Source organism: Micromonospora sonneratiae (assembly GCF_042679305.1).
Lineage (GTDB): Bacteria > Actinomycetota > Actinomycetes > Mycobacteriales > Micromonosporaceae > Micromonospora_H > Micromonospora_H sonneratiae.
Window position 1 is genome coordinate 69,582 of the sequence record NZ_JBHTMP010000012.1, and the last position, 25,405, is coordinate 94,986.

29 protein-coding genes and 1 riboswitch are annotated in these 25,405 nt (G+C 68.7%); of the genes, 17 read left to right on the forward strand and 12 right to left on the reverse strand.

Going from position 1 to position 25,405, the window contains the following annotated elements:
* The first annotated feature begins 64 nt into the window (after positions 1 to 64).
* Both ACFQ4H_RS10370 and ACFQ4H_RS10375 read left to right on the forward strand, forming a co-directional pair.
* Positions 65 to 1,681 (forward strand): ArnT family glycosyltransferase, encoded by a 1,617-nt coding sequence (locus ACFQ4H_RS10370; RefSeq protein ID WP_377569599.1) that lies wholly within the window; start codon positions 65 to 67, stop codon positions 1,679 to 1,681.
* A 29-nt stretch (positions 1,682 to 1,710) separates the two neighbouring features.
* The gene (locus tag ACFQ4H_RS10375) at positions 1,711 to 2,628 is read left to right on the forward strand and encodes a 2-hydroxyacid dehydrogenase (protein WP_377569601.1); all 918 of its coding nucleotides are present in this window, start codon (positions 1,711 to 1,713) and stop codon (positions 2,626 to 2,628) included.
* Here the strand turns inward: ACFQ4H_RS10375 and ACFQ4H_RS10380 are convergent.
* Entirely contained in the window at positions 2,622 to 3,014 is a 393-nt protein-coding gene (locus ACFQ4H_RS10380; RefSeq protein ID WP_377569602.1) for a PH domain-containing protein, read from the reverse strand. The two genes, ACFQ4H_RS10375 and ACFQ4H_RS10380, sit on opposite strands and share 7 nt — an antisense overlap.
* Before the next feature lie 111 nt (positions 3,015 to 3,125).
* Here ACFQ4H_RS10380 and ACFQ4H_RS10385 point away from each other — a divergent pair, with 111 nt between their 5' ends.
* From ACFQ4H_RS10385 to ACFQ4H_RS10395, 3 genes are read left to right on the forward strand one after another with little or no spacing between them, the layout of a single operon-like run.
* Positions 3,126 to 3,362, forward strand: coding sequence for a helix-turn-helix domain-containing protein (locus tag ACFQ4H_RS10385; protein ID WP_377569604.1), 237 nt, complete (start codon positions 3,126 to 3,128; stop codon positions 3,360 to 3,362).
* A complete protein-coding gene (locus tag ACFQ4H_RS10390) occupies positions 3,363 to 3,977 on the forward strand; it encodes a Clp protease N-terminal domain-containing protein (protein ID WP_377569606.1) in 615 nt (204 codons plus the stop codon).
* Positions 3,978 to 3,987: 10 nt separating this feature from the next.
* Positions 3,988 to 4,707 carry a DUF998 domain-containing protein gene (locus ACFQ4H_RS10395; protein ID WP_377569607.1) on the forward strand — a complete coding sequence of 240 codons (720 nt, stop codon included), beginning with the start codon at positions 3,988 to 3,990 and terminating at the stop codon, positions 4,705 to 4,707.
* Positions 4,708 to 4,849: 142 nt separating this feature from the next.
* Here the strand turns inward: ACFQ4H_RS10395 and ACFQ4H_RS10400 are convergent, their stop codons facing one another.
* Positions 4,850 to 6,118 (reverse strand): serine hydroxymethyltransferase, encoded by a 1,269-nt coding sequence (locus tag ACFQ4H_RS10400; protein WP_377569609.1) that lies wholly within the window; start codon positions 6,116 to 6,118, stop codon positions 4,850 to 4,852.
* 33 nt (positions 6,119 to 6,151) lie between these two features.
* Positions 6,152 to 6,238, reverse strand: a riboswitch (ZMP/ZTP riboswitch).
* A 196-nt stretch (positions 6,239 to 6,434) separates the two neighbouring features.
* Between ACFQ4H_RS10400 and ACFQ4H_RS10405 the strand changes: the two genes are divergently transcribed.
* Positions 6,435 to 6,971, forward strand: coding sequence for a hypothetical protein (locus ACFQ4H_RS10405; protein WP_377569611.1), 537 nt, complete (start codon positions 6,435 to 6,437; stop codon positions 6,969 to 6,971).
* A 67-nt stretch (positions 6,972 to 7,038) separates the two neighbouring features.
* Complete coding sequence (locus ACFQ4H_RS10410; protein ID WP_377569613.1) at positions 7,039 to 7,722, forward strand: nitroreductase family protein; 684 nt, start codon at positions 7,039 to 7,041, stop codon at positions 7,720 to 7,722.
* Positions 7,723 to 7,779: 57 nt separating this feature from the next.
* On the opposite strand, the gene ACFQ4H_RS10415 is transcribed toward ACFQ4H_RS10410, so the two are convergent.
* On the reverse strand, positions 7,780 to 8,199 hold the full coding sequence (locus ACFQ4H_RS10415) for a winged helix-turn-helix transcriptional regulator (protein WP_377569614.1): 420 nt from the start codon (positions 8,197 to 8,199) through the stop codon (positions 7,780 to 7,782).
* Between the two features lie 74 nt (positions 8,200 to 8,273).
* Between ACFQ4H_RS10415 and ACFQ4H_RS10420 the strand changes: the two genes are divergently transcribed.
* From ACFQ4H_RS10420 to ACFQ4H_RS10430, 3 genes are all read left to right on the forward strand, one after another.
* Complete coding sequence (locus ACFQ4H_RS10420; RefSeq protein ID WP_377569615.1) at positions 8,274 to 9,122, forward strand: SDR family NAD(P)-dependent oxidoreductase; 849 nt, start codon at positions 8,274 to 8,276, stop codon at positions 9,120 to 9,122.
* Entirely contained in the window at positions 9,119 to 9,685 is a 567-nt protein-coding gene (locus ACFQ4H_RS10425) for a dienelactone hydrolase family protein (protein WP_377569617.1), read from the forward strand. The genes ACFQ4H_RS10420 and ACFQ4H_RS10425 overlap by 4 nt, the downstream gene beginning before the upstream one ends.
* 312 nt (positions 9,686 to 9,997) lie before the next feature.
* Positions 9,998 to 10,819, forward strand: a complete 822-nt coding sequence (locus tag ACFQ4H_RS10430; protein ID WP_377569619.1) for a hypothetical protein — start codon at positions 9,998 to 10,000, stop codon at positions 10,817 to 10,819.
* Here ACFQ4H_RS10430 and ACFQ4H_RS10435 read toward each other — a convergent pair whose 3' ends face one another.
* The 6 genes from ACFQ4H_RS10435 to ACFQ4H_RS10460 form a co-directional block, all read right to left on the reverse strand.
* Positions 10,820 to 11,470, reverse strand: a complete 651-nt coding sequence (locus ACFQ4H_RS10435; RefSeq protein ID WP_377569621.1) for a response regulator — start codon at positions 11,468 to 11,470, stop codon at positions 10,820 to 10,822. It lies immediately after the preceding gene.
* Entirely contained in the window at positions 11,467 to 12,687 is a 1,221-nt protein-coding gene (locus tag ACFQ4H_RS10440; RefSeq protein WP_377569622.1) for a sensor histidine kinase, read from the reverse strand. Before ACFQ4H_RS10440 ends, ACFQ4H_RS10435 begins: the two co-directional genes overlap by 4 nt.
* Before the next feature lie 39 nt (positions 12,688 to 12,726).
* Entirely contained in the window at positions 12,727 to 13,545 is an 819-nt protein-coding gene (locus tag ACFQ4H_RS10445; protein ID WP_377569623.1) for a hypothetical protein, read from the reverse strand.
* Between the two features lie 440 nt (positions 13,546 to 13,985).
* Positions 13,986 to 14,261, reverse strand: coding sequence for a hypothetical protein (locus ACFQ4H_RS10450; protein ID WP_377569624.1), 276 nt, complete (start codon positions 14,259 to 14,261; stop codon positions 13,986 to 13,988).
* Positions 14,258 to 14,572, reverse strand: a complete 315-nt coding sequence (locus ACFQ4H_RS10455) for a hypothetical protein (RefSeq protein ID WP_377569626.1) — start codon at positions 14,570 to 14,572, stop codon at positions 14,258 to 14,260. The genes ACFQ4H_RS10450 and ACFQ4H_RS10455 overlap by 4 nt, the downstream gene beginning before the upstream one ends.
* Positions 14,569 to 14,754, reverse strand: coding sequence for a hypothetical protein (locus ACFQ4H_RS10460; RefSeq protein WP_377569628.1), 186 nt, complete (start codon positions 14,752 to 14,754; stop codon positions 14,569 to 14,571). Before ACFQ4H_RS10460 ends, ACFQ4H_RS10455 begins: the two co-directional genes overlap by 4 nt.
* A 247-nt stretch (positions 14,755 to 15,001) precedes the next feature.
* Here ACFQ4H_RS10460 and ACFQ4H_RS10465 point away from each other — a divergent pair, with 247 nt between their 5' ends.
* Together ACFQ4H_RS10465 and ACFQ4H_RS10470 are read left to right on the forward strand one after the other, a co-directional pair.
* Positions 15,002 to 15,844 (forward strand): helix-turn-helix domain-containing protein, encoded by an 843-nt coding sequence (locus ACFQ4H_RS10465; RefSeq protein WP_377569629.1) that lies wholly within the window; start codon positions 15,002 to 15,004, stop codon positions 15,842 to 15,844.
* The gene (locus ACFQ4H_RS10470) at positions 15,798 to 15,989 is read left to right on the forward strand and encodes a DUF397 domain-containing protein (RefSeq protein WP_377569631.1); all 192 of its coding nucleotides are present in this window, start codon (positions 15,798 to 15,800) and stop codon (positions 15,987 to 15,989) included. Before ACFQ4H_RS10465 ends, ACFQ4H_RS10470 begins: the two co-directional genes overlap by 47 nt.
* A 110-nt stretch (positions 15,990 to 16,099) precedes the next feature.
* Here ACFQ4H_RS10470 and ACFQ4H_RS10475 read toward each other — a convergent pair whose 3' ends face one another.
* Positions 16,100 to 16,999, reverse strand: coding sequence for a 2-hydroxyacid dehydrogenase (locus tag ACFQ4H_RS10475; protein ID WP_377569633.1), 900 nt, complete (start codon positions 16,997 to 16,999; stop codon positions 16,100 to 16,102).
* Positions 17,000 to 17,561: 562 nt separating this feature from the next.
* Between ACFQ4H_RS10475 and ACFQ4H_RS10480 the strand changes: the two genes are divergently transcribed.
* From ACFQ4H_RS10480 to ACFQ4H_RS10490, 3 genes are all read left to right on the forward strand, one after another.
* A complete protein-coding gene (locus tag ACFQ4H_RS10480; RefSeq protein WP_377569635.1) occupies positions 17,562 to 17,696 on the forward strand; it encodes a hypothetical protein in 135 nt (44 codons plus the stop codon).
* A gap of 81 nt (positions 17,697 to 17,777) precedes the next feature.
* The gene (locus tag ACFQ4H_RS10485) at positions 17,778 to 18,239 is read left to right on the forward strand and encodes a helix-turn-helix domain-containing protein (protein WP_377569637.1); all 462 of its coding nucleotides are present in this window, start codon (positions 17,778 to 17,780) and stop codon (positions 18,237 to 18,239) included.
* On the forward strand, positions 18,232 to 18,621 hold the full coding sequence (locus ACFQ4H_RS10490) for a DUF4180 domain-containing protein (protein ID WP_377569639.1): 390 nt from the start codon (positions 18,232 to 18,234) through the stop codon (positions 18,619 to 18,621). Before ACFQ4H_RS10485 ends, ACFQ4H_RS10490 begins: the two co-directional genes overlap by 8 nt.
* 10 nt (positions 18,622 to 18,631) lie before the next feature.
* Here ACFQ4H_RS10490 and ACFQ4H_RS10495 read toward each other — a convergent pair whose 3' ends face one another.
* Positions 18,632 to 19,750, reverse strand: coding sequence for a DUF4185 domain-containing protein (locus tag ACFQ4H_RS10495; protein ID WP_377569641.1), 1,119 nt, complete (start codon positions 19,748 to 19,750; stop codon positions 18,632 to 18,634).
* Between the two features lie 205 nt (positions 19,751 to 19,955).
* Here ACFQ4H_RS10495 and ACFQ4H_RS10500 point away from each other — a divergent pair, with 205 nt between their 5' ends.
* On the forward strand, positions 19,956 to 20,366 hold the full coding sequence (locus ACFQ4H_RS10500) for a hypothetical protein (protein ID WP_377569643.1): 411 nt from the start codon (positions 19,956 to 19,958) through the stop codon (positions 20,364 to 20,366).
* Positions 20,367 to 20,955: 589 nt separating this feature from the next.
* On the opposite strand, the gene ilvD is transcribed toward ACFQ4H_RS10500, so the two are convergent.
* Positions 20,956 to 22,803 (reverse strand): dihydroxy-acid dehydratase, encoded by a 1,848-nt coding sequence (gene ilvD / locus ACFQ4H_RS10505; RefSeq protein ID WP_377569645.1) that lies wholly within the window; start codon positions 22,801 to 22,803, stop codon positions 20,956 to 20,958.
* A 152-nt stretch (positions 22,804 to 22,955) separates the two neighbouring features.
* Between ilvD and ACFQ4H_RS10510 the strand changes: the two genes are divergently transcribed.
* Positions 22,956 to 25,289: a putative bifunctional diguanylate cyclase/phosphodiesterase gene (locus tag ACFQ4H_RS10510; RefSeq protein WP_377569736.1), complete on the forward strand. Its 2,334-nt coding sequence runs from the start codon at positions 22,956 to 22,958 to the stop codon at positions 25,287 to 25,289.
* The last annotated feature ends 116 nt before the right edge of the window (positions 25,290 to 25,405 follow it).

The following is a 25,405-nucleotide window of genomic DNA, read 5'->3' on the forward strand; positions in this document are numbered from 1 at the left end:
TTATGGCTGGATTTACGTTCGGTAGCTGACGGGGCACTCATGAAGTTGTGCGAGACTGCCGGGCGTGGCGATCGCGCTTTCGGCAGAAGCGGCGGAAACCCCGACAACCCGGCCCGTTCGGCGGCATCCCGCCTGGTGGTTCGCCGTTGCCCTCGGGGTGCTCGGCGTCGGCTACCGGCTGGCCGTGCTGCTGGCCGATCTGCCACCGACCAACAGCGACGAGGCGACCAGTGGCCTGGTGGCGATGCACCTGGCCGAGGGGCGGGAGTTCCCGCTCTTCTTCTACGGCCAGTACTACATGGGTGCGTTGGAGTCGTACCTGGCCGCACCGCTGTTCGCCGTGTTCGGCCCGTCCACCTTCGCGTTGCGGCTACCCAACCTGCTGCTCTACGCCGCTTTCCTGGTGCTGATCTGGCAGCTCACCCGGCGGCTCTACACCCCGTGGCTGGCCGCGTTCACCGTCGGGCTGCTGGCGTTGGGCTCGGACCGGATCCTGAAGAACGAGCTGATCGCCGGGGGCGGCTATCCGGAGATGAACCCGGCGGGTGCGCTGCTGTTGCTGCTGGCGGTCAACCTCGGGCTCGGCGTGGTACGGCGTCGCTGGCTGGCGTACGCCGGCTGGGGGCTCGTCGCCGGACTCACCCTCTGGGACGACTGGCTAGTCCTGCCGTACGTCGGCGCGGCCGGGCTGGTGCTGTTGCTGGCGACCGGTTGGCGGGCGGTACGCGGCCGGGACGGTCTGGCCCTGGGCGTCGGACTGCTGATCGGGCTGGTCCCGATCGTGGTGCACAACCTGACGGCAGCGCCGGAGAACCGGTCCCTGGCCATCTATGCCAACCTCAGCGGCGGCGCGGTTGCCTCCTGGCCGGACCGGCTCTTCGGCGGTGTGCTCTTCGGCCTGCCGATGAGCGGGGGCCTCTGCTCGCCCGGCCGGTGTGAACCGTGGCAGATGTGGTGGGGGATCGCCTACCCGATCCTGCTGGTGGCGGCCGGTGTCCTCGCCGTACGGGCACTGCGCCGGGCCACCGGCGACGAGCGGGTACGCCAGGCCGGTCGGCTCGCCCTGGTCGTCGGCGCGGCGTTGAGCCTGTTGGCGTACGCCAGCAGTGGCGCGGCCGGCAGTACGCCGGTGGAGAGTGCCCGCTATCTGCACTGTCTGCTGATCTCCACGCCGGCGGTGCTGTGGCCGCTGTGGGCGGCGGCCGGTGCTGGCCGCCCGTCGGGCGGCCGGACGCGGCTGATCCGGGTCGGTGCGGCGGTGCCACTGGTGGCGCTGACCCTGACCATGCTGGCGGCGACCGGGGCGCTGCTCGTCAAGGCTCCGGAGTTGGCCCGGCCGGTCGACGAGCGACGGGAACTGGTGGCCGCGCTGGACCGGCTGGGGGTCACCCGCTTCTACAGCGAGTACTGGACCTGCAACAACATCACCTTCATGACCCGGGAACGGCTGGTCTGCGCGGTGATCCGGGACGATCTCCAGCCCGGCTGGGACCGTTACCTGCCGTACCGGGAGCAGGTGCGCCAGGCCGATCGCCCGGCGTTCGTACTGCCGACCGGCTCACCGTCGAGCGGCGCGGTCGCCGCGCACCTGGCCGGTGTGGGTGCCCCGACGACGGTGACCACGGTGGCCGGGTACGACATCTACCAGACCGCCGTACCGGTCGACCTACCACTTCGGTGAATCCGGTCCGGCGGATATCGTCGGCCATCGTGAAGGCTTGGATCGCCCATGAACAGGGCCGCGCGTTGCTCGGCGAGATTCCCGACGGCGTGACCATCGAGGTCGTCGACGACCCGGGGCGGCTGCCCTCGGACCCGGCCGGGGTGCAGTTCTGGGCACCGCCGTTCCTGGCGCAGGGAAACGCGGTGCCGCTGGCGGCAGCCCTGCCCGACCTGCGGGTGGTCCAGTTGCTCACCGCCGGTGCGGACGTCTGGATCGATCGACTGCCGGCCGGCGTGGCGCTGTGCGACGCGCGGGGGGTGCACGACTCGTCGACCGCCGAGTGGGCGGTCACCGCGATCCTGTCGCACCTGCGGGCGTTCCCGAGGTTCGCCCGGGCCCAGGCCCGGGACGGGTGGGAACCCGTGGTGACCGACGAGTTGGCCGGCAAGCGGGTCCTGATCGTCGGTGCCGGGGCGATCGGTACGGCGATCCAGCGCCGGCTGGCTCCGTTCGAGGTGACGCTGACCCTGGTGGCGCGTACCGCGCGACCGGGCGAGGGCGTGTACGGCGTGGCCGACCTGCCGGCGCTGTTGCCGGCGGCGGACGTGGTCGTGGTGATCGTGCCGCTCACCGAGCACACCCGGGGCATGATCGACGCCCGGTTCCTGGCTGCCATGCCCGACGGGTCGTTGCTGGTCAACGCCGCCCGTGGGCCGGTGGCCGACACTGCCGCCCTGGTCGCCGAGTTGGCGACGGGACGGATCGGCGCGGCGTTGGACGTCACCGATCCGGAGCCGCTGCCGGCCGGGCATCCGCTCTGGCAGTTGCCCAACGTGCTGCTCACCCCGCACGTCGCCGGATCCGTGTACGGCCTGCTGCCCCGGGCCTATCGGCTGGTCGGGCAGCAACTACGCCGGTTCGTGGCCGGCGAACCGCTGGTCAATCTCGTGGTGGACGGCTACTGACCGGCCTGGTGGTCGGTGTCCTCGTCGAGGCGCTGGCCACTGGCGGCGACCAGTTTGCGCAGATCGGTGGCGCGTACGGCCGGCAGGCGGGTGTTGCTGCCGTCGACGAGCCGGACGACGGCCTGACCATTCTGGTCGGCGGTCAGCTCGGCGACCTGCGTCCAGGGGATGAGCCGCTGACCGAAGAGTGCCCGTAGGCGCAGACCCTGGGAGTCGGCGTCGGTGCCGGCCCGCCACGCCCAGACGCCGACCGCCAGCGGGATGAGCAGCACCGGAAGGAAGTACCACCGGGCGCTGGCCAGCGGCAGGGCACCGATGAACGCGACGACCGCGGCCACCCAGATTGCTTGGTTGTGTCGGAACCGCATGGTGTTGGCGCTGCTCACGCCTTGATTTTTGCACCCTCGTCGGTAGGCGGTGCCGGTGGGCGGGCCCGCTCGCGCCAGGCTGTCAACCTAGGTTGACGGGTGGCGACTATGTCAACTAAAGTTGACGGCATGAGTGATGTGGCGGATTTGGCCACGGCGGCCGGCGGCGCGGATGCCCGGGCCGGGCTACGGGCCACGCTGGCGCTGCGACGCCTGGCCGAGGCCCTGGAGGCGGCGCAGGTCGCCAACGCCCGACGGCAGGGCTGGTCCTGGCAGGAGATCGCCGACGCGCTGGAGGTCACCAGACAGGCCGTTCACAAGAAGTACGCCGGCCGACTGCCGGCACCAGGCTCACGGGAGGGTTAGATGTTCGAACGATTCACCGCTGCGGCCCGCGAGACGGTGATCAACGCCCGACGTACGGCCCAGCAGTTGGACCACGCGAAGGTTGGTACCGAGCACCTCCTGTTGGCGCTCCTGGCCGAGGAGGCCGGTATCGCCTGCACCGTGCTGCACCAGGCTGGCCTGGACCAGGCACGGGTACGCGCGGACGTGGAACGCCTGGCCGGTGCGCAGTCGAAGATCCTCGGTGAGGAGGACGCTGCGGCCCTACAGACGATCGGGATCGACCTCGATGCGGTGCTGGCCCGGGTCGAGGAGTCCCTCGGGCCGCAGGCACTGGCCGTGCCCCCACCGCCGACGTCCCGACGCGAGCGGCTGTGGCCCTGGCAGCGCACCGGACAGGGCGGATCCGGGTCGCCCGGACGCAGCCCCGGGTTCACCCCGCGGGCCAAGAAGACCCTCGAACTGGCGTTGCGGGAGGCCATCCAGTTACGCCACGGCTACATCGGCACCGAGCACATCCTGCTGGGTCTGCTCCGCGACAACGCCGGCCTGGCCGCCACGGTCCTTGCCGGGGCCGGTGTCACCGCCGACGCGTTGCGGGCCGCGACGCTCGCCGAGTTGGCCAAGGCCGGCTGAGCGGTACGCCGTGAAGACGTTGACGCGTACCGCGACGCCGGGACCGGTACCCCGCCGATCCGATACCACGGCCACCCGGCGACTTCTCGGCTGTGGTGTCCTGGCCGGCCCGATTTTCGTCGGCGCACTCCTGATCCAGGGCGTCACCCGGGCCGACTACGACCCGGTACGACATCCGGTCAGCTCGCTGGCGCTCGGCCAACTCGGGTGGATCCAGACCGCCAATTTCCTCGTCGCCGGTATGTTGGCGCTGGCCTTTGCCGTCGGCCTGCGTCGGGCGCTTCGACCGAGCCGGGGCGCGACCTGGGGACCGTTGCTGGTCGGGTGCTGGTCGGTCAGCCTGATCGGGGCTGGGCTGTTCGTCACCGACCCGGTGAGCGGCTTTCCGGCCGGTACACCCGATCAGCTCACCCGCCCGACTCTGCCCGGCACCCTGCACGACCTGGTGTCGATTCTCGGGTTCCTGGCCATCCCGATCGCCTTCGTCGTGCTCGCCCGACGGTTCGCGGCAGAGCAGCGGTGGGGGTGGGTGACCTACTCGGTCACCTCCGTGATCGTCTTTCTGGTGGCGTTCGAGCTCTCCAACCTGGCCTTCGCGCAGGTGGAGAGCCTGGTGGACTACGGAGGGCTGTTCCAACGCATCGCCATCGTCACCGGTTGTGCCTGGCTGACCCTGCTCGGCGTACACCTGCTCAGCCGGAAAGGCACGGCTGGAGGTCACGTCCGGTGATCTCGATCGACGGGTGGGAAGCGGAGTAGCGGGACGGTGGCGGACAGGCGAATCGCCGCCCACGGGACGCGACCCGGACGGGTCACGCCGTGGGCGGCGATTCGTGATGCCGCGAGGGCCGGGGAGGACCCCGGCCGCCGGGTCAGGACCGGGCGAAGCCCGGCATCGGGTACGCGGCCAGCAGGTCCCGCACCTCGCCGGCGATCCGGTCCAGGGTCGCCTCGTCGTTCTTGCCGGCGGCCGTGACCGCCTCGTCCATCCAGGCTGCCACCTGCGGCATCTGCTCCTCGGTGAGTCCCCGGGTGGTCAGCGCCGCGGTGCCGAGCCGGATACCGGACGGGTCGAACGGCTTGCGGGTGTCGTACGGCACGGTGTTGTAGTTGAGCTCGATGCCGGCGCGGTCCAGAGCCTGCGCGGCCGGCTTGCCCGCGATGTCCTTGGGGGTCAGGTCGGCCAGGATCAGGTGGTTGTCGGTTCCGCCGGAGGAGAGCGCGAAGCCGCGCTCGGTCAGGGCGGTGGCCAGCGCCTTGGCGTTGGCGACGACCTGGTGGGCGTAGCGCCGGAAGTCGTCGGTGCCGGCCTCCTTCAGGGCCACCGCGATGCCGGCGGTGGTGTGGTTGTGTGGGCCGCCCTGGAGACCCGGGAAGACCGCCTTGTCGATCTTGGCGGCGTGCTCGGCGGTCGTCATGATCATCGCACCGCGCGGGCCGCGCAGGGTCTTGTGCGTGGTGGTGGTGATGACGTCCGCGTAGCCGACCGGCGACGGGTGCGCCCCACCGGCGATCAGGCCGGCGATGTGCGCGATGTCGGCCACCAGCACCGCGCCGACCTCGCGGGCGATCTCGGCGAAGCCGGGGAAGTCGATGGTACGGGGCACCGCCGTGCCACCGCAGAAGATCACCTTCGGCTGCTCGCGCCGGGCGATGTCACGTACCTCGTCGAGGTCGATCCGACCGGTGTCCTGGGAGACGTTGTAGCGGACCGGGGTGAACCACTTGCCGGTGGCCGACACCGACCAGCCGTGGGTGAGGTGGCCGCCCATCGGCAGTGCCATGCCCATCACCTTGTCGCCGGGGGACAGGAAGGCCAGGTAGACGGCGAGGTTGGCCGGCGAGCCCGAGTACGGCTGGACGTTGGCGTGCTCGACGCCGAAGACGGCCTTGGCCCGCTCGATGGCCAGCGTCTCGATCTGGTCGATGTACTGCTGACCCTCGTAGTAGCGCTTGCCGGTGTAGCCCTCGGAGTACTTGTTGGTCAGGACCGTGCCACTGGCCTCCAACACGGCGTTGGAGACGTAGTTCTCGGAAGCGATCATCCGCAGCTTGTCGTGCTGACGCTGCGCCTCTGCCTCGATCAGGGCGGCGAGTTGCGGGTCCTCGGTGGTCAGGCTGGGGATCGGCGGTACGTGCATGAGCGTCCTCCTGGCAGGCGGCGGTGCCTAGCGGGGGTGCACCCAGGCGCGCGGTGCACTCCTCTTCGGTCGCTCCCCGGTGGTCGTTTCCACCTCGCTGCGCCAGTCGCGGGTACGGCGAAGATGTTATCCGTTGCGTCAACGACGTCATGTCAGTGCCCCGCACAGCCTGCTCATCCGGCCTTCCTGCCCCGGCTCGCGCCTTTCTCCAGCGTGCCGGATTGGTGTAGGTTCCCGTAGTTCACGCAAGGTCAATTGGCATCTGCATCCCGGTGGGCTCTGCCAACGCGACATCGACCGGTATCCGAGGAGCTACATGATCGCGCTGCATGTCCGGGACGCGGCGGCGACCGCCGTCATCTTCGGGTTCTTCGCCTCCAGTTGGTACGGCTGGGCCCAGGAAGCGCCCCCGGCGGCCTGGCGCAAGCGGCTGGCCACCGGCTCGATCCTCGCCATGCTCGTGGCGGTCGCCGGTGGACTGCTGGCCTGGCGACACTGGTCGGACGGTACGGCGTTCGACGCCGACACCAGTCGTACCTTCGGCATCGTGGTCGGTATCGAGTTCGGCCTCGCGGGCCTCGGCGCTGGAATTCTCGCCCTGCTTCGGCAGAGTGAAATGATCTCAGCCTGGATCGCGTTCGTCGTGGGCGTGCACCTGTTCCCGGTCGCCATACTGATCGACTATCCGCTGATCCACGTCGTGGCCGCCCTGATCACGCTGGTCTCGCTGGCAGCGGTTCCGGTGGCCCGCTTCCGTTCGCTGCGGGTGAGCGCGGTCGTCGGGGTCGGCACCGGCAGTGTGCTGCTCGTCGCTGCGGTGTCAACCGTGATCATCGCGCTGGTCGGTTACTGAGCAGGAATCGATCCCCATTAGGAAACAACCCTTTCTAATTTGAGGGTCGTGTCGCACGATGAAGGGCATGGCAGTCCGCGAGCACACTCATCCGTTCGTCGCCTACCAGCCTCCGCGCCGGCCGATCCCGGAGGGACTGGACCGGGTCAGGGCGTTGTACGACCACCTGGAGAGCCGACGCAGCGTACGGTTCTTCAGCCCCGACCCGGTGCCGGCCGAGTGCATCGAATGGGCGGTCCGCTGCGCCAACACCGCCCCCAGCGGCGCGCACCACCAGCCTTGGAAGTTCGTGGCGGTCTCCGACCCGGCGACCCGGCACGCGATCCGGGTGGCTGCCGAGATCGAGGAACGGCGCAACTACGACGGCGGCCGTATCCCGGCCGAGTGGCGGGCGGCGCTGGCACCGTTGGAGACTGACGCCGACAAGGGCTACCTGGACGTGGTGCCCTGGATCGTGGTCTGCTTCGCCGAGAAGCACACGCCGATGCCGGACGGCTCGCTACGCAAGAACTACTACGTCAACGAGAGCGTGGGCATCGCCTGCGGGCTGTTCATCGAGGCGCTGCACACCATGGGGCTGGCCACACTGACGCACACCCCCAACCCGATGGCCTTCCTGTCCCGGCTGCTGGGCCGACCGGCGCACGAACGGCCGTACATCGTGTTCCCGATCGGCTATCCGGCCGACGACTGCGAGGTGCCCGACCTGCGCCGTAAGCCACTGACCGAGGCGTTGGAGTTCTTCGGCTGACCGCCGCTGCCCACGCCCGCGCACGCCCGTCACCGCCCACGTCCGCCGCCGCTCTGGTCAGCGAGGGGTTCGAGGTCCGTCAGGCGGGGTCGCGCGGCCAGGCGACGAGGCGTCGTGGCGCGCACGGGCGGCCCGGATCTCACCGTCGTGTGCCTCGGCCCACCGGCCCACCGCGATCACCAGCGGTAGTAGTGACCGGCCGAGGTCGGTCAACGCGTAGTCGACCCGCGCCGCCACACCGTCGTTCTCGGTACGGCTCACCAGCCCGTCCCTGGTCAGCGTGCGCAACGTACGGGTGAGGATCCGTCGGCTCAGGCCGTGCACCGTACGGTCCAGTTCGTTGAATCCGTACGGCCGTTCGGCCAGCAGCGCCATGATCAGCAGACTCCACTTGTCACCGATGCGGTGCAGTACGTCCGTCGCCGCACACGAGGTGCGTTCCTGCACCGTGACCGGCACCGGGATGACCGGGGACATGAATGTGCCTTCTTTCGCGGCCTGGATTGTCGATCGAGGATCGAGCGTATCCGCGAACGGCGAAGGAGTATCGAGTGCGAACGCTGGTCATCACGGGCGGGACCGACGGCATCGGCAGGGCCCTCGCCCTGCACCATCTCGCCGAAGGCGATCGTGTCGTCGCCGTCGGCACCAGTCAGGCCAAGGGGCGGTCGCTCCTGGCCGAGGCCGCCCGCCTCGGCGCGGGTGACCGCTGCACGTTCGTGGCGGCGGATCTCAGCTCGACGACCGGCACGGTCTCGTTGGCCGAACAGTTGCGTCGGCAGCACCCGGTCATCGACGTCCTGGTGCTCGGTGCCTTTCGTTACCAGCTGACGCGACAGGAGACCGGGGAGGGATTCGAGCGCACCTTCGCGCTCTACGTACTGAGCCGGTTCCTGCTGGTCGAGGGCCTGCGCGACGCGCTGGAACAGGCGTCACGTCCGATCGTCGTGAACCTGTGCGGTACCGGCGGGATCAGGGCCGGGGAGTTGCACTGGGACGACCTCCAGCTACGCGAGGGATACCGCGCCTTCGCCGCCACCATGCAGGGTGCGCGCGCCAACGACCTGCTCGGTGCCGCGTTCGCCGCCGAGCATCCGGACAGCCCGATCCGGTACGTCCTGTACAACCCGATGTTCGTCGACACCGGACTTGCTGACCCGTTCCGGCAGCCGGTTCGAGGTGTGGTGAAGCTGCTGGCGAAGCTCTTCGCCACCCCGGTCGAGCGGGCGATCCGACCGATCACGGAGCTGATCGGTTCACCACCGGAGGCCGTGCTGTCCGCGTACCGGGTCCGCCGGAGGGTCGACGTCGCCGGCCCGGCCTTCGATCCGGTCGATGCGCGACGGTTGACCGCGAGGCTACGGGAGTTGACCGCCCCGTCGGGCAGGATGTCCGAGTGACCCACATTGCGCTGTTCCATTCCGTGTACGGGCTGCGTCCCGCCGTACTCGCCGCCGCCGGGCGGTTCCGCGCCGCCGGGCACCGGGTCGTCGCACCCGACCTGTACGGCGGGGAGGTGGCGACCACCGTCGACGAAGGGTTCGCGCTCATCGGGCGGATCGGCTGGGCGACGATCATGCAACGGGCCCGGGACGCGGTGCGCGACCTGCCCGACGACGCTGTCCTGGCCGGGTTCTCGATGGGTACGGGCGTGGTCAGCGGCCTGTTGGCCGAGCGCCCGGATACGGCCGGGCTTCTGCTCCTGCACGGCACCGGAGGTGAACTGGCATCGGCACGTGACGGCCTACCGGTGCAACTGCACATCGCCGAGCATGACGAGTACTTCGACGATGCGGAGGTCGCCGCCTGGCGGAAGGCCACGGCCGAGGCGGGCGCTGCGGCGGAGGTCTTCACCTATCCGGGGGTCGGTCATCTCTTCACCGATCCCGACACTCCTGACCATGACGAGGCGGCCAGCGTACTCACCTGGCAGCGCAGTCTGGACTTCCTCGACCGTTGCTGAGCCGGCCGCTGCCCCACATTGTGCTCATTGTGTAATTGCGGTTTCGCGTACGGTAGTCGTCGTGTGAGCATATCTATCTACTCCCACCCCATCAGCATCGAAGGGGGAGATATGGCGACGAAGAGCAGGCCAGCTGACAGGAGACGGGGCAAGGGCACCAAGGAAGGCCGTACGGACAACAGCGCGGCCGGGCCGCGGTCGTTCCTGGCTGACCTCGCAAGAGGGGTGACTCGGCTACTCCGTAGCTGATGCTGCGACGGCCACAGTAGAGGCATGGCGGTCCGGTGCGTACGACTGGGTAGTGTGCCATCCGTGACCGTGGAAGCGTTCGACATCTGGACCGGCGACGACATCGCAGACGAGGCCGGAGACCGCCCGTGGCGGCCAGCCGGGTGGGCCGATCCGGCCGGGCCGGGCATCGACGTGCGAACCTGGCCGAGGTCGCCACGGACCGGCCAACCGATGATCCACTGCTTCACGCTCTGGTTGCCCGAGGCGTACCGGCGGCGCGGACCCGACCTGGTCGCCGTCTCGGTGTTCCAGTGGAACGACGACTGCTACTTCAAGGAGCCACTGCCGGAGGTCGAGGCAGCCTTCGCCGGGCGACGCGTCGACGTCGTACAGCCGGACCATCCGTTCTGGGCCGAGCTTGCCGAGTCTCGGCGGCACCCACAGTTGCAGCTCGCCGACGACGGCGTCGCGTCGCTCGTCGCCATGGTGTGGCTGAACGAGACCGAGTTGAACGGGCCGCGCGTGGCCCGCCCGACGGCGGCCCCGGAGTTCGCCGACGGCGAGGCCGAAACCATGCATCTGAGGCAGCGGTACGGCGTCTTCGGGCCCCTGTGGCTGGTGACCCGTGACGACCCGAACGCCGGGGTGGCTCCGGTGCCCTTCCCAGAAGACGGCGGGGCCTACGTCGACGTGCCTGACCGGTGGGACATCTTCCACGACGAGCACCTGGGCGGCAGCGACATGTGCCCCGACGGTGTGCGAGAGGGCCTTTCCCCCTGGTACATCGAGGTCAACCGACTGGGCGGCCTCAGCCACGGGGGAGACCAGGACCTCGCCCTGGACCTCGACGCCAGGGCCTTCCTCGGCGACCTGACCAGCGGGGTGCTGATCCCGGAAGCCTAGCTAGTCGCTGTGGGGCAGGCCGTGTTCGTAGGCCCAGATGACCGCTTGAACCCGGTCGCGGAGGCCGAGTTTGGTGAGGATGCGGCCGACGTGGGTTTTGATCGTGCCTTCCGACAGGTACAGGCGGGCGGCGATCTCGGCGTTCGTCAGGCCGCGGGTGATGAGGCGGAGTACTTCGCGTTCGCGTTCGGTGAGTGGGGCGGATGACTTGTCGGGCGTGGGCAGCGACGGTGCCACGTGGTTGAGTAGGCGGCGGGTTGTGGAGGGGGCGATCACCGCGTCGCCTCTGTGCACGGTGCGGATGGCGTTCAGCAGGTCTGCGGCTGGGGCGTCCTTGAGGAGGAAGCCCGAGGCTCCCGCTCGGAGCGCGGCGAAGGCGTACTCGTCCAGGTCGAACGTGGTCAACACGATGATCTTCGGGCCGCTGTCCCGGCCGCCGAGCAGCGTGCGGGTGGCCTCGACGCCGTCCATGCGCGGCATTCGCACGTCCATCAGCACCACATCGGCGGTGACGGCTCGCAATCCAGCGAGAGCCTGTGCACCGTCGGCTGCCTCGCCGACGACGGTCATGTCCTCTTGAGCTTGGATGACCATGACGGTGCCGGTGCGGACCAGGTCTTGGTCGTCGACGACGTACACCCTGATCGTCACTGTCCATCCTCCCGGTACGGCAGGCGGGCCGTCACCGTGAATCCCCCGGCCGGGCCGGGGCCCACGGTGAGCGAGCCGCCCACTGCGGCCAGTCTCTCGCGCATCCCCGCGAGCCCGTTCCCGCCCGGACGGTGGTGATCGCGTTCCGGGCCGGCTGGATCGGGGGCCGCCGATCGAGCCGGCCCGCTGTCGGTCACGGAAACCACCAGGCCATCGGCGGTCCAGTCGAGCGACACGCCCGCTTCGGTGCCGGGGCCGGCGTGCTTGAGTGTGTTGGTGAGGGCCTCTTGCGCCACTCGGTACACCGTCAGCTCCATCCCTGGGCCGATCGGGTGGGGTCGACCGCGCCTCGCCAGTGCCACCGCAAGTCCTGCGGCGCGCGTCCTGTCCACCAGCGTGTCCAGCTCGGCCAATCCGGGCTGAGGGGCCGGTGGCTGAGGGTCCGGTTCCGAGCCGGGCACGGGACGGGCGGCATCGGGTGAGAGGCTGGTGTCGGTGCGGAGGACGCCGATCAGGCCACGCATCTCCGTGAGCGCCTGGCGGCCGGTCCGTTCCACAGTGGAGAGCACGTCCGCCGCCCGGTCGAGGGCGTACTGGCCGCCTCTGGCCTGGGAAACGATCACGGCGAGGCCGTGGGCGACGACATCGTGCATCTCGCGGGCGATCCTGGCCCGTTCTGCGAGCGTGGCACGGGCGGCGGCGTCACGACCCTGCGCCTCCAGCAGCGCGATGTAGGCGAGTTGCGTCCTACGGTAGAGGCCCAGACTCCAGGCCGTCACCACGATCGCGAGGAGCAGCCCGAGCAGCAGCCACGGGTTCGGGCCCAGGTGAGCGGCTGCCACGCTCGCGTCGGTGGCGAACCTCCAGGCCACCACTGCGGCCCCCGCGATGCCGGCCGCCAGGGGGAGGTACCGCCGGGCGTAAGCGGTGCAGGAATACACGGCGACGGGGAAGACCAGCACGGTCGGCAGGAGCAGGAACAACCCGGTCACGGCGACCTGCACCGCGAAAGCGGCGCACATTGTCAAGAACCCGGCCACGGTACGGCGCCACGCCAGCGCGACATGGGCCGCCACGCCTGCCCCCACCAACACTGCCGCCCGCACGCCGGGCACCGACAGCAACGCGATCATGGCCGCCGAGGCGAGCAACGGGACCCCCGCCACAAAGGCCATCACGATGTCGGCCCGTGGCGGCGCAACCCACCCCTTACTCACGCCTCTCTCCTCGCCATCGAGCCACCCGCGTCCACCATTTCACACACCGTGACGCACCTTCGGGGCGGTGGCTTGCTGGTAGGCCAGGGTGGCACCACCTACGGCCAGCCCGAACAACAGCCACGATCCGTAGATCAGCCCCACCATCACCAGCCCGGCGGTGTCGACGAGGTCGATCGGGCCGTCCGTGACGCCGAGCACATCAGCCAGCACTCCGAACGCCGCCAGGCTGCCCATTGTCGTCAGCGCCGCGGCTCCGGTCCAACCACCCACCAGAACCAGCCGTCGCGGCAACCGCCTTCCCCAACTCTGCACCAGCGCCAGCGACCCAACGGCACCGATTGCCATCGCTGCCAGCTCACCCACGGGAAGCCCCTGGTCGAACCCCGTCGGGCGGAGAATCTCGCCGCCGAGCCACCAGTAGAGCTTGGCCACGGGATAGACGAACGCCAGCCCGAACGCGGTGTACCCGAGCCAGACGCCGCCCGGCGCCCGCGTACGCCTGAGGAGGAGCGCACCGACCAACGCGGTGGCGGCCAGGCTGAGCGCCCGTACCAACATCCCCGCCCAGTCCACCTGCGAAAAGTCACCAGCCGGTATCCCGGTGACCCAGAAGAACGCCCGAAAACAGTCGAGCACCAGCCCCGACGCCGACCAGAGCAACCCCAACGCCGCGATCCAGCCGATCGCGATCGGCCTGGCGAGCACCGTGAAGAGTGCACCCAGCAGCGTGGCCACCACGGTCACCCAGTCCGGCGCGAACCCCCTGGTGTACGGCAGTGCGGGAACGGCAACGGTGGCAAGCGTCGCTACCAACGTCATGAGAGAGGCGACCAGCGCCGCACGATTGATCGTCATGCCATGACGATCCCGCTACCCCACCGAGCACCGCGTCTCGCTCAAGTCCGCACTAGAAGCGACCTCAGAGGTATTGACAACCAGGCCGCAGGGGATGGCACGAACCGACCCGAAGCAGCCGAACGCCTTGGGCCCACCTCGAACGACACGCAAAGGGCGGGGTGCGCTGGGACCAGTTTTCTCCTGTCCCGGGAAACCACCTGGGGACCAAGCCAGGCCTGTTTAGTGGCTTGCCAGCCTGAACGCTGATTGTTTTGGTCTCCGCCACCGAGAGGGATGGTCCTTGTCAGCCTGTCGAGCTGGGTGCGTAAACGGGGCAGGGGGCCGTCGCATCCGGCTGAAGCCGGCGGGAGCGCAGGCGGGGCAGCTCGACAGCCTCCGCAGCAGGAATCCCTGACCGCCGGGAAGCCTCCTGGGTGCGGTCTGGCGACAAGAACGGTTCACAAATCATCGGTGGTGTGCCGGTGGTGGCGGGGGATCCAGCCGAGGAAGCGTTGGTGGAGGGTTCGTGGGTCGGGTCCGGTGTGGGGGTTGATGTCGTGTAGGTCGGTGACGGCTTGTTGGTGGAGGGTGGCGAGGTGGAGGGTGAGTCCGATGTGGTTGTCGGCGTACTGGTGGAGTAGGGCGAGGCGGGCTGGTCCGCAGGGCCAGGGGTGGGCGCAGGTGCGGCAGAGCCAGAGGGGTGGGATGGGTTGGTGTCGGGGTTGGTGGGTCATGTGGGTTTGAGTGGTCGGGTTACTGCGCCGGGGAGGGTGAGGGCGGTGAGTTGTACGGCGGCGGTGCGGGGCCAGCGGCCGGGGAGGAGTCGGCTGGTTTCCCAGCCGGTGAGTTGGACCATGGGGGTGGTGTTGTCGATCTGGAGGATGGTGCCGACGACGGTGACTTCCATGCGGAGTGAGCCGGTGCCGGGGGTGTAGTGGGTTTCGGGGATGGTGATGGTGTCGCCGGGTTGGACGAGGGCGCGGACCCGGGCGGTGAGTTCGCTGGCGGTTGGTGGCACTGGGTTGCTGTTGGCTGGTGTGGTCACGGGATGGACCGCCGGTTGGGCTCTTGCTGGTGAGTGGTGGGGCTGGTGTCTCCGGCCGGTTGTGTTTCCGGTTCGACGGCGTCGCCCGGTTCCGGCTCGGTGGCCGGTTTCAGCTTGGTGGTCGGGTCCGGCTCTGGACGGCGTACGGGATAGGGAATCTGCTCGAAGTCGCCACTGAACACGGGCGGCTCCCTTCTCTCATGTCTTTTATGGAAATTGCACGGACTGGGCCGCCGCCGATCGGGCGCGGGAGATGATTCGACGGCGGCCCCCGTACGGATGTGTCCCTTGTGCAGTCTTGCCGGACTGCCACATCCGATAGCTGCACTTTCCTCGCCGTACCACTAATGTCGGTAGCCATAACGCGGCCACCACCAGCGCGTCTTTGGGGAAAATTCTGCCCGTATCCCGTTTGTACGGAGGATGTACGTGACACCGTCACCCATGCTCGAACACTTCGGAGAAGAATTGAAGGTCGCCCGTGCCGAAGTGGGTATGTCGCAGGCGCAACTCGCCGAAGCGATCAACTATTCACCGGCCATGGTCACCAAGGTGGAGAACGGGGAGCGCCGCCCGAGCGCCGATTTCGCGAAGCGCTGCGATGCGGTCCTCGGCACCAATGGCCTCTTCACCAGAATCCAGCGGCGACTCAGCCGAGAAACGATCATGTCGTGGTTCCAGGAATGGGCCGGCATCGAGGAGGAGGCGACGGCGCTGCGCTGGTTCGAGCCGCTCTATGTGCCGGGCCTGTTGCAGACCGAGGCGTACATGCGGGCGGTGCTGTCCGGGCCGGGGCTGCTCTCCAAGGAGGAGGTTGAGCAGCAGGTCGCGACCCGGCTGGATCGGCAGGAGATCCTCACCCGGGACAATCCACCCCTGCTCACCGTGGTCGTCGACGAGATGGCTCTCTATCGGCGGATCGGTGGACCGGCGGTGATGCGGGAGCAACTGCTGCACCTGGTCAAGGTGGGGGAGTCGCTGCCCCGGGTGCATATCCACGTCGTGCCCCGGTCGGTCGAGGCGTACGTCGGCCTCGACGGGCCGTTCGTGATCGCCACACCACCGACCGGAGAGGATATCGTCTATGCGGAGGGACAACTCCACGCCCGCATCTTCGACTCCGCGCCGGACCTGAAGGCGGCGGTCCGACTGTGGGAGTCGATCCGGAGCGTGGCGCTGTCGCACCAGCAGTCCCTGGAACTGATACTGAAGGCGGCGGAGACATATGGACCTGACCAGCGCGAAGTGGCGCAAGAGCACCCGGAGCAATAGCGCCGGAGGCGCCTGTGTGGAGGTGGCCGACGGTCTGCCGGGCGTGGTCGGCGTACGGGACAGCAAGGATCCGTACGGTCCGGTGTTGGTCTTCGGTCCCGATGCCTGGCGGGCCTTCGTAGCGGACGTAGCCGTCCGAGGCTGAACGCTCGGACGGTCCCCAGAGAAGTCGTCAGTCCGGTTCCGGTAGCTCGGATCCGCGCAGCTCCATGACGTGACTGGTGACGGTGAAACGCGGGCGCGTCGCCCTGAGAGTTACGGCCCGCTGACGACGTTCGCCAGCGGCTCGCCCGCCGTGTACCGCCGGACCTGGTCGACCAGCAGTCGGCGGGCCCGGGGTGCCAACGCGGCGGTCAGACCGCCGACGTGTGGGCTGATCAGGACGTTCGGCGCGGACCACAGCGGGTGGTCGGCGGGCAGCGGCTCGGGTTCGGTGACGTCCAGGGCGGCGTGCAGCCGGCCCGCGTTGAGTTCCGCGAGCAGCGCCTCGGTATCCACCACCCGGCCCCGCGCCACGTTCACCAGCAGCGCGCCGTCGGCCATCCTCGCGAGGAAATCCTTGTTCACCATGCCCTCGGTCTCCGACGTCAGCGGGGTGGCCAGGATGACGACATCTGCCTGCGGCAACATTTCCGGGAGTTCGGAGATCGGTCGTACGCCGGGTCGGGCGCTCCGGGCCACCCGGCTGATCTCCACCTCGAACCCGGCCAGCCGGCGCTCGATCGCGGCACCGATCGAGCCGTACCCGACGATCAGCACCCGGGAGTCGGCCAGCCCGGTCGACCAGCCCAGGGCCCAGCGGCCCTCGCCCCCCGCCCGGACGAAGTCCGGCAGCCGACGCCGGACGGCCAGCGTGAGCGCCACCGCCAGCTCGGCGGTGGCCGTGTCGTGTACGCCCCGACCGTTGGCCAGGATCAGGCCGGGCCGCAGGTACGGCAGGACGTGGTCGTAGCCGGCGGTAACGGTCTGCACCACCTTGAGCCTGGGCATCCGGGCGATCGGCTCGCAGAATCGCGGATCGATGATCCCGTACGGAAGTGCATAGAACTCGACATCGTCCAGGTTCTCGGGCACGGGCTGAGTTCCGTCGTACAGGGCGACGTCGAGATCGTCGAGGTCGGCCACCGCGTCGGGATGAGAGATCAAGTAGCGCACGGTGACAGTCTTGCTGTTTCCACCGCAATCCGACAGCGGTTCGACCCGTACGAGTTGAGTGAGGCAGGCGACACCACGGACCACCGGGTTTGCTAGCCACCGGGTTTGCTAGCCAACGAGCGCATCAAGCTTGCGTGCGGGCTGTTGCCGTTGGCATGCCCCGCTGGCTGCTGGCGTCGGCATGTCCTGCTGGCTCGCTGTCGAGCTGCCTCGTTTGTGCTACCAACTCGACAGTCACCGGGCAAGGAACCCCCGATCCACTCAGCGGAGGGCTCAGCGGCGCGTCGTAGGGGCCGATGGACGAGCACGTCGAACCGGCCGATCGGTCCCCGCTCGTCCTCGAAGAGAAAGCCGTCGTCCTCCTCGCCATGTTGCGCGGTACGCGTTGAAGACATCTCGCAGGACAGCAGGAGCGGCCATGGCTGCGTACCCTACCGTCGCCGATCGGTTCCGGTCGGGCCACCGTAGCTGGCGGGGAGGATGTCATGGCGGGGCCGACACCTGGGCAGGTCGAGCACTGACCGACCACCTCGGTGCGTTGTGCGAACTCCACGATCGTTCGATGTCCGGAACCCACCGGGGTCCGTCCCAGGACTGGGAGACCGCGATGGCCACCGTCGAGTCGTTGACCGGTCTGCGGCTCGACGCTGACTGGTTCCGTCGTCCGCAGTTGCTTGCGAAGGTCGACTCCCGCTAGCCGCGTCCGGCGGTGCCGGGGATGGACCTACCCGGTAACAAATTTCCCTATCGCTCCCTATCCGAGCTAGGTTGGGGAGTGATGAGTAATGAAATGTACTCGGTCGAGCAGGTCGCTGACCTGCTCGGGCTGCACGTGCGTACCGTGCGCGGCTACATCCGTACCGGTCGGCTCAGGGCCGTACGGATCGGCAAGCAGTACCGGATCGCCCGTGCCGACCTCGACGCGCTGACCGGACGGCAGCAGTCGGCACCGGCCCGGCCCGCCGGCATCCCTCCCGTAGAGGTGTCGAGCATCGTGCAGATCGACGCCATCGACCGGGCCGCCGCCGACCGGTTGACCACATTCGTCCTGGCCGGGGCGAACACCGCCAGCGACCCTGCGCATCCCCTGCGCATCCAGACCGTCCATGACGAGGAGCGGAGCCGTATGAAGATCGTGATCCTGGGCGGGGCTGCCGACACCGCCGAGGTGCTGCACCTGGTCGAAGCCGTACTCGACGGCGACAACGGCCTGCTCGCCGGGGAGGTGAACGGTGCCTGACGAAATCCAGGAGCGAGCCGGGGCGTCGGTGCTGGTGTGCGACCCGGACGGCCCGTCGGTGGCCACCGAGCAGGACGCGCTGGACCTGATCGGCGCGGCCTTCCTCGGCGCACAGGTGGTGGCAGTGCCGGCCAGTCGGCTTGACGAGCGGTTCTTCTCCCTGGGCACCCGCGTCGCAGGCGAGATCATGCAGAAGTTCGTCAACTACCGGCTGAGGCTGGTCATCGTCGGTGACATCTCCCAGCACCTCGTCGCCAGTTCGGCGCTGCGTGCCCTGGTCACCGAGTCGAACCGCTCGGACCACATCTGGTTCGTACCCGACCTCGACGCGCTCGACGCCCGGCTGAACGGCATTGATGTGTCCCGGGCGACAGGTTCCTAACCGCCCCACCTCACAAGGTTCCGACGAACTGACTCATGTGGTAGGCGGTGCTTCGGTTGTCGAGGGTCCGGGTCCACTTCGAGACCATCAGGTGGAGATTATTCGGAGCGCTGGTGGACCAGGGGTGGATGAAGCCGCCGTACAGTCCGGGTTCCTGCCAGGGGTAGACCTGGATCTTTTCGCCTGTCCAGACCTGGTCCGGCCCGCCCGCCGTGCGGGTCACGATGCAACCGGTGACACAGTTGAGGTAGGCCATCGCCCAGGTGCCGTCGCTGAGCCGCCGTACCGAGGGCTCACCGAAGCGGCCGGTCAGGATCGGAGTGCACGGTCGACCCCAGCCCCAGTTGCTGCCGTTCCAACCCCAACCCTCGTACGACTCGGGATAGAACAGTCGGTCCCAGCGGACCCGACGCAGCATCATCGGACCGTCCTGGCGACCGGAGCGGACCGAGAACACGTACACCCAGTCGCCGTGGCGTTGCATCGTCCACATCTGGAACGGGTCGGCATTGTTGTCGGTGTTCCACCACTTCAACGGCGTACGGATGAAGTCGTTGCCGTTGTCTGAGAAGGCGAGGCCGGCGTAGCGCGACTTCCAGTGCGGCCCGGCCGGTCCGGCGGAGTTCCAGTTCTCGATGCTCATGTACGAGATCAGCTGGCGGCCGGTCTCCGGGAAGCTGATGCCGTCGTTGGGGATGACGGTGACCTCCCAGAGGCCGTCGATGCCGATCCCGTTGTGGCCGTTGTGCATCAGCTCTGGAGCGCGGCCGTTGCCGGCGACCCGGGCCGCACTGTCGAAGACGACCCCGCCGGGTGCGCCCGGGTGGACGTTGGAGCGCAGCATCACCGGCGACCGCCAGTCGTTCGGCAACGGCGGGCCCTCCGGCCATGGGGTGTTGAACGTGTCGCCGAAGAGGTAGCCGATCGAGCCGTTCTCCAGCACGTACGGGACGCCGAGGTCGGTGCCGGCCACCTGCCATCGGCTGTTGGTGTCGAGGTCCGCGCCGGTGAGGCGCTTTTTCCAGGTCGCCGCCTGGGCGGCACCGGGGCGGATCAGGGAAGGTGCGACCGCGCCGGCCAGGCCGGCGACGGCGACCTTCCCGAGGAACGAACGACGGGCGAGTGCCATGAGCAACCCCTCCACCGGTACGAAGACCGAATGCGGGTCTGTGGATTCAACGGCTCTGTCTCACATACTAAGCGAGACAGAGCCAACAAATACTGCCGCGACATACAGTGGCTTCCGAGGCTGTGTTCGTCCATACAGGACTTGACGGCCTTCGGCCCGCCAGTGATCATTGCGATGAGTTTCCATCAATGGAAGGAAGGTGCGGATGAAGATCCGTCGGTATCTGATGGCGCTGGCGACAGGATTCGCCGTCCTGGTCGGTGGCGTAGTAGTGGCGCCCGCTCCTGCGCAAGCCGCGGTTGACTGGGACCTGACCTACTCTTCCTGGGACGCGGTGGGCTCCTGGGGGTACGGCTCCTGGTGGTCTTGCGGTGATCGAGTGTGCCTGGAGGTCAACGTCAAGGACACCGCTGCGGACGGCAAGGGCGCAGGCGTGTGTTTGAGAGCGAAGTACAATGATGGCGGCCGGCGGGACGAGCAAGTGCACAACAGCGGTGGCAATGGCTCAACGAAGACCGTGACCTACAGCTTCGCCGGCAACGTCTTTGAAATTGATGGCGGGGAATATGTTGGAAGCGCTGCGACCAGCTGCTTCGCCGGGAGTCTTATCTACTGAGCTGTGGCTCGGTGATCGCGCTGCTGCTTGCTTGACCGGGAAACCGGTATGAGTTGTGGTGGCGGCGACGGATTTTCATCCGCGCCTTCCTTTTGTGGATGAAAACTCATCGCCATGATCATTTGGCGTGTCGAGGAACGTCAAATCCTGTGTGGACGAACACAGCCTCGAGAGTCACCGTCTGTCGTGAGCGCTTCGCCAGCACTGCCGGCCATAGTCAGCGATTCCGGTGCGGACCGACCCACTCTCAACGGCTGCCGCATCGGGACCGGCAACGGGTCCTTGCCGCGCTTTAGCCCACAGTGGAACGTCGCCACGGTCGGCAGTTCGGTACCGCCACGTTCGCTGGGCGGTCCAGCCTGGCACGAGCAGGCTCCGCGCGACCCGGATCAGGAACACTTGCCGCCGGTGCGGGTAAATACTGGCCGGTTACCTGGTCCTGGCGGGCCTGTACGACGGCAGCCGGCGGTCGAACTGCACCGCATGGTGGTGCACCCCCGCATCCCACGGCTACGAACATCACCTCGCTCGCCGGGTAAGGAAGGGCCCCTTCTTATGCAAAAACGAGAAGAAGGGGCCCTTCCTTACCTCACTCGGGGACGCGGCGGTACGCGCCGTCGCTGGCCGAGGTGGCCATCGAGGCGTACGCCCGCAGCGCGGCGGAGACCGGACGCTGCCGGTCGACCGGCGTGTACGGCCGGTCGCGCTTCTCCTGGGCGATCCGGCGGGCGTCCAGCACCTCCGGTGCCACGTTCAGCTCGATCGACCGGCCCGGAATGTCGATGACGATCTCGTCGCCGTCCTCCACCAGGGCGATCAGCCCACCGCCGGCCGCCTCCGGGGAAACGTGTCCGATGGAGAGGCCGGAGGTGCCGCCGGAGAACCGGCCGTCGGTGATCAGGGCACAGGCCCGGCCCAGGCCGCGTCCCTTGAGGAACGAGGTCGGGTAGAGCATCTCCTGCATGCCCGGCCCACCCTTCGGGCCCTCGTAGCGGATGACCACCACGTCACCGGCGACGACCTTCTTGCCGAGAATCGCCTCGACCGCGGCCTCCTGCGATTCGTACACCTTGGCCGGGCCGGTGAACCGCCAGACCTCCTCGGGCACGCCGGCGGTCTTGACCACGCAGCCGTCCGGTGCGAGGTTGCCGGAGAGGATGGCCAGCCCACCGTCGGCGGTGTAGGCGTGCTCCCGGTCCCGGATGCAGCCTTCAGCGGCGTCGGTGTCCAGGGTCGCCCACCGGTTGGTGGTGGAGAACGCCTCGGTGGTGCGTACCCCGCCGGGAGCGGCGTGGAACAGCTCGATCGCCTCCGCGGTGGCCGAGCCGCTGCGGATGTCCCAGTCGGAAAGCCACTGGTCGAGGCTGGGGGAGTGTACGGAGTGCACGTCCCGGTGCAGCAGCCCGACCCGGTCCAGCTCACCGAGGATGGCCGGGATGCCGCCGGCCCGGTGCACGTCCTCCATGTGGTACTTGGGGCTGTTCGGGGCCACCTTCGCCAGGCACGGCACCCGGCGGGAGATGGCGTCGATGTCGGAGACGTTGAAGTCGAGTTCGGCCTCCCGGGCGGCGGCCAGCAGGTGCAGCACCGTGTTGGTGGAACCGCCCATCGCCACGTCGAGCGCGACGGCGTTCTCGAAGGCGGACCGGCTGGCGATCGACCGGGGCAGTACGGAGGCGTCGTCGTTGTCGTACCAACGCTTGGCGATCTCCACGATGGTGCGGCCGGCCTCGACGAAGAGCGACTTCCGCGCGGCGTGGGTGGCCAGCGTCGACCCGTTGCCGGGCAGCGCCAGACCGATCGCCTCGGCCAGACAGTTCATCGAATTGGCGGTGAACATGCCCGAGCACGATCCGCAGGTTGGGCAGGCGGAACGCTCGATGGTGTCCAACTGCTCCTCGGTGACCGCGTCGTTCGACGAGGCGATCATCGCGTCGATCAGGTCGATCTTGTCGTGGACGATGCCCTCGATGGCGACCGTCTTGCCGGCCTCCATCGGACCGCCGGAGACGAAGATCGTCGGAATGTTGAGCCGCAGCGCGGCCAGCAGCATGCCCGGCGTGATCTTGTCGCAGTTGGAGATGCAGACCAGCGCGTCGGCGCAGTGCGCGTTGACCATGTACTCGACCGCGTCGGCGATCAGCTCGCGGCTGGGCAGCGAGTAGAGCATGCCGCCGTGGCCCATCGCGATGCCGTCGTCCACGGCGATCGTGTTGAACTCCCGCCCGACCCCGCCCGCCTCGGCCACCGCGTCAGCTACCAGTCCGCCGAGGTCCTTGAGGTGCACGTGACCGGGTACGAACTGGGTGAAGCTGTTGGCGATGGCGACGATGGGCTTGCCGAAGTCGTTGTCGGTCATCCCGGTGGCTCGCCACAGGGCGCGGGCACCGGCCATCGTCCGGCCGTGTGTGGAGGTCTTCGACCGCAGGTCAGGCATTCGCCAAGTGTGGCACCACCGCTGCACCATCGACGAGGCGCAGTCGAGCCGTCCATCCATCGGGACATCTGACGTGAACAGGTACTCCGATACCCGGTCCCCCATCGGCGGGACGGATCCGGCAGAGTTGATTCGTGCAACTCGCCTCGGGAATGGTGGCCGGTGCGGCGACGAGTGGCGTCGCGGCCGTCCTCGGCGCGTCGATGCTGGTCGTGTCGGCGCGCCGGCAGACCGGTCCACGGGTTCCCGCCCAGTGGTTGCTGGCCGTCGGTGGTGGCCTGGCCGCCCTCAGCGTGGTCGTAGGCCTGGTCGGGACGGTGATCCTGGCGGACGGATGGTCGCAGCACCAGGCACAGCGCGGCACCCTCAGCACCGTCGTCGCCACCGGGATGACCCTGGCCGGACTGGTGCTCTGTGTCGGTCTGCTGCGGCTGCCCAGCGTCGCCGAGACCACGGCCTCGGCGGTACGTCTCATCCTCGACGGATTGGTGATCGCCACCGCGCTGTGGTTCGTCGGATGGGTGCTGGTCTCCGAGCCGACCCGACTGCTGGGCGACCCCGTACCGCTGTTCTGCGCACCGGTCCTGCTGGCCACCGTCACCGCCGCCGAAGCGGCCGGCCTGACCGTCATCGTCGCCATCCGGGCACTGCGCCCCAGGTCCGGGCTGACCTGTATCGGCTGCGGCGTCACCGTGGTGACGGTCGCCGGCCTGGGCGTCGCGGCCGGGATCTGCCAGCTCGGGGTGAACCTGACCGTGGTCAGCGCCGTAGTGCTGCCGGTCGGCCTGATGATGATCCATCTGGCCAGCCGTACGGACGAGGCCAGCGGTGGGGTCGCCTTCGACGTCCTGCGGGGGGCCAGCGGATACGCCTTCCTGCCGATGCTGGCCATGGCCGTCTCCGCGATGTACCACCTCATGCGGGGCGGCGACTTCGACCTGCCCGGCATCGTCTCCGGCAGCGCGGAGGGCTTCGCGCTGGTGGCCCGGCAGTACTTCGCCCTGCGCGACGTGCACGGATATGCCGGCCGGTTGGCCGAACGGGAGGCGCACTTCCGCGAACTCGCGCACACCGACCCGTTGACCGGACTGGCCAACCGGCGGGGGCTGCTGCGCGCCCTGCACAACGAGGGGGCCTCCGGCTCGCCCCGGGTGCTGCTCGGTCTGGACCTCGACGGCTTCAAGAACGTCAACGACATACGTGGGCACGATGTTGGCGACGCGGTGCTGGTCGAGGTGGGCCAGCGGCTGCGGGCCAACCTACGCCCCGGTGACGTGGCGGCCCGGCTCGGTGGTGACGAGTTCGCCGTACTCCTGTCGGCCTGTCCGGAGGAGGCGCAGGGCGCGGCGGAGCGGCTGCTCGAAGTGATCGGCCGCCCGTACGACCAGGTGGACGGGCAGATCTTCCTGTCGGTCAGCATCGGCCTGGCCGGTGACCCGGCGACGCCGGACGTGGAGGCGCTGCTGCGCAACGCCGACCTGGCCCTGCGCTACGCCAAGCAGCAGGGCAAGAACCGGATCGAGCGGTACGACGTCGCCTACGACCAGTTGCTGCGTCGCCGTACCACGCTGGAGCACGAGTTGCGCGGCGCGATCGAGCGCGGCGAACTGCGGTTGGCGTTCCAGCCGGTGGTGGCGGTGCCGTCGGTACGGCCGGTGGGGGCGGAGGCGCTGCTGCGCTGGCACCACCCGGAACTGGGCCAGGTACGCCCGGACGAGTTCATTCCGCTGGCCGAGGAGTGCGGAATGATCTCGAAACTCGGGGCGTGGGTGCTGGACCAGGCCTGCCAGCAGCTCTCCCGGTGGCTGGCCGACGGGCACGACGTCTGGGTCTCGGTGAACGTGTCGCCGCGTGAACTGCATGCCCCGGAGTACGTCGTGCAGGTGGCCGAGGCGTTACGGGCCCACCGGGTCCCGCCCCAGCGGCTCGTCCTGGAGATCACCGAGCACGTCGTGGCGACCGACCTCGACGAGTTGATCCGCCGGTTGACCGTGCTGCGGCTGACCGGGGTGCGCATTGCGCTGGACGACTTCGGCACCGGCTACTCGTCACTGGGGCAGCTGCGCCGGCTGCCGATCGACATTCTGAAGATCGACCACAGTCTGGTGTCGGAGCCGGACGGGACCCCCGGGACGACCGACCTGCCCGGCCGACCCGTCGCTCCGATGGTCGACGTGGTGGTACGGCTCGGCCACCAGTTGGGACTGGAGGTGATCGCGGAGGGAGTGACCAATCCCACGGAGTTGGCCTCCGTGGTCGGTGCCGGTTGCCGGTTCGGCCAGGGGCAGCTGTTCGGTTGGGGCGTACCGGCGGAACACCTGGAAGCGATGCTCGACGCGGCGACCTCCCCGGGTGCGCGCCCCGTACCGGCACCCCGTACCGCGTCGCTGGGGGCTGTCGCGCCAGCTGAGACCCCCGACTCGGACAGCCCGGCCGACCAGGACGGCAGCGACACCGCCCAGCAATATCTGCCGCCCAAGATGTGAGATCAGTTGACTCAGGGCGTGAGATGCGTCAGGCTAGCCCCATGTCACCGACCAGGTCGTTCCGAGTACTTCCCTGAGCGCACTCTCCTGTTCGAGAGTGCGCTGACCCCCGTGCA

Coding starts and splice junctions, on each gene's coding strand:
- ACFQ4H_RS10385 (WP_377569604.1), top strand. CDS start 3,126: ATGAGTGATGTGGCGGATTTGGCCACGGCGGCCGGCGGCGCGGATGCC.
- ACFQ4H_RS10390 (WP_377569606.1), top strand. CDS start 3,363: ATGTTCGAACGATTCACCGCTGCGGCCCGCGAGACGGTGATCAACGCC.
- ACFQ4H_RS10400 (WP_377569609.1), bottom strand. CDS start 6,118: ATGCACGTACCGCCGATCCCCAGCCTGACCACCGAGGACCCGCAACTC.
- ACFQ4H_RS10405 (WP_377569611.1), top strand. CDS start 6,435: ATGATCGCGCTGCATGTCCGGGACGCGGCGGCGACCGCCGTCATCTTC.
- ACFQ4H_RS10410 (WP_377569613.1), top strand. CDS start 7,039: ATGGCAGTCCGCGAGCACACTCATCCGTTCGTCGCCTACCAGCCTCCG.
- ACFQ4H_RS10415 (WP_377569614.1), bottom strand. CDS start 8,199: ATGTCCCCGGTCATCCCGGTGCCGGTCACGGTGCAGGAACGCACCTCG.
- ACFQ4H_RS10445 (WP_377569623.1), bottom strand. CDS start 13,545: ATGACGATCAATCGTGCGGCGCTGGTCGCCTCTCTCATGACGTTGGTA.
- ACFQ4H_RS10450 (WP_377569624.1), bottom strand. CDS start 14,261: ATGACCCACCAACCCCGACACCAACCCATCCCACCCCTCTGGCTCTGC.
- ACFQ4H_RS10470 (WP_377569631.1), top strand. CDS start 15,798: ATGGACCTGACCAGCGCGAAGTGGCGCAAGAGCACCCGGAGCAATAGC.
- ACFQ4H_RS10480 (WP_377569635.1), top strand. CDS start 17,562: ATGTCCGGAACCCACCGGGGTCCGTCCCAGGACTGGGAGACCGCGATG.
- ACFQ4H_RS10485 (WP_377569637.1), top strand. CDS start 17,778: ATGAGTAATGAAATGTACTCGGTCGAGCAGGTCGCTGACCTGCTCGGG.
- ACFQ4H_RS10495 (WP_377569641.1), bottom strand. CDS start 19,750: ATGGCACTCGCCCGTCGTTCGTTCCTCGGGAAGGTCGCCGTCGCCGGC.
- ACFQ4H_RS10500 (WP_377569643.1), top strand. CDS start 19,956: ATGAAGATCCGTCGGTATCTGATGGCGCTGGCGACAGGATTCGCCGTC.
- ilvD (WP_377569645.1), bottom strand. CDS start 22,803: ATGCCTGACCTGCGGTCGAAGACCTCCACACACGGCCGGACGATGGCC.
- ACFQ4H_RS10510 (WP_377569736.1), top strand. CDS start 22,956: ATGGTGGCCGGTGCGGCGACGAGTGGCGTCGCGGCCGTCCTCGGCGCG.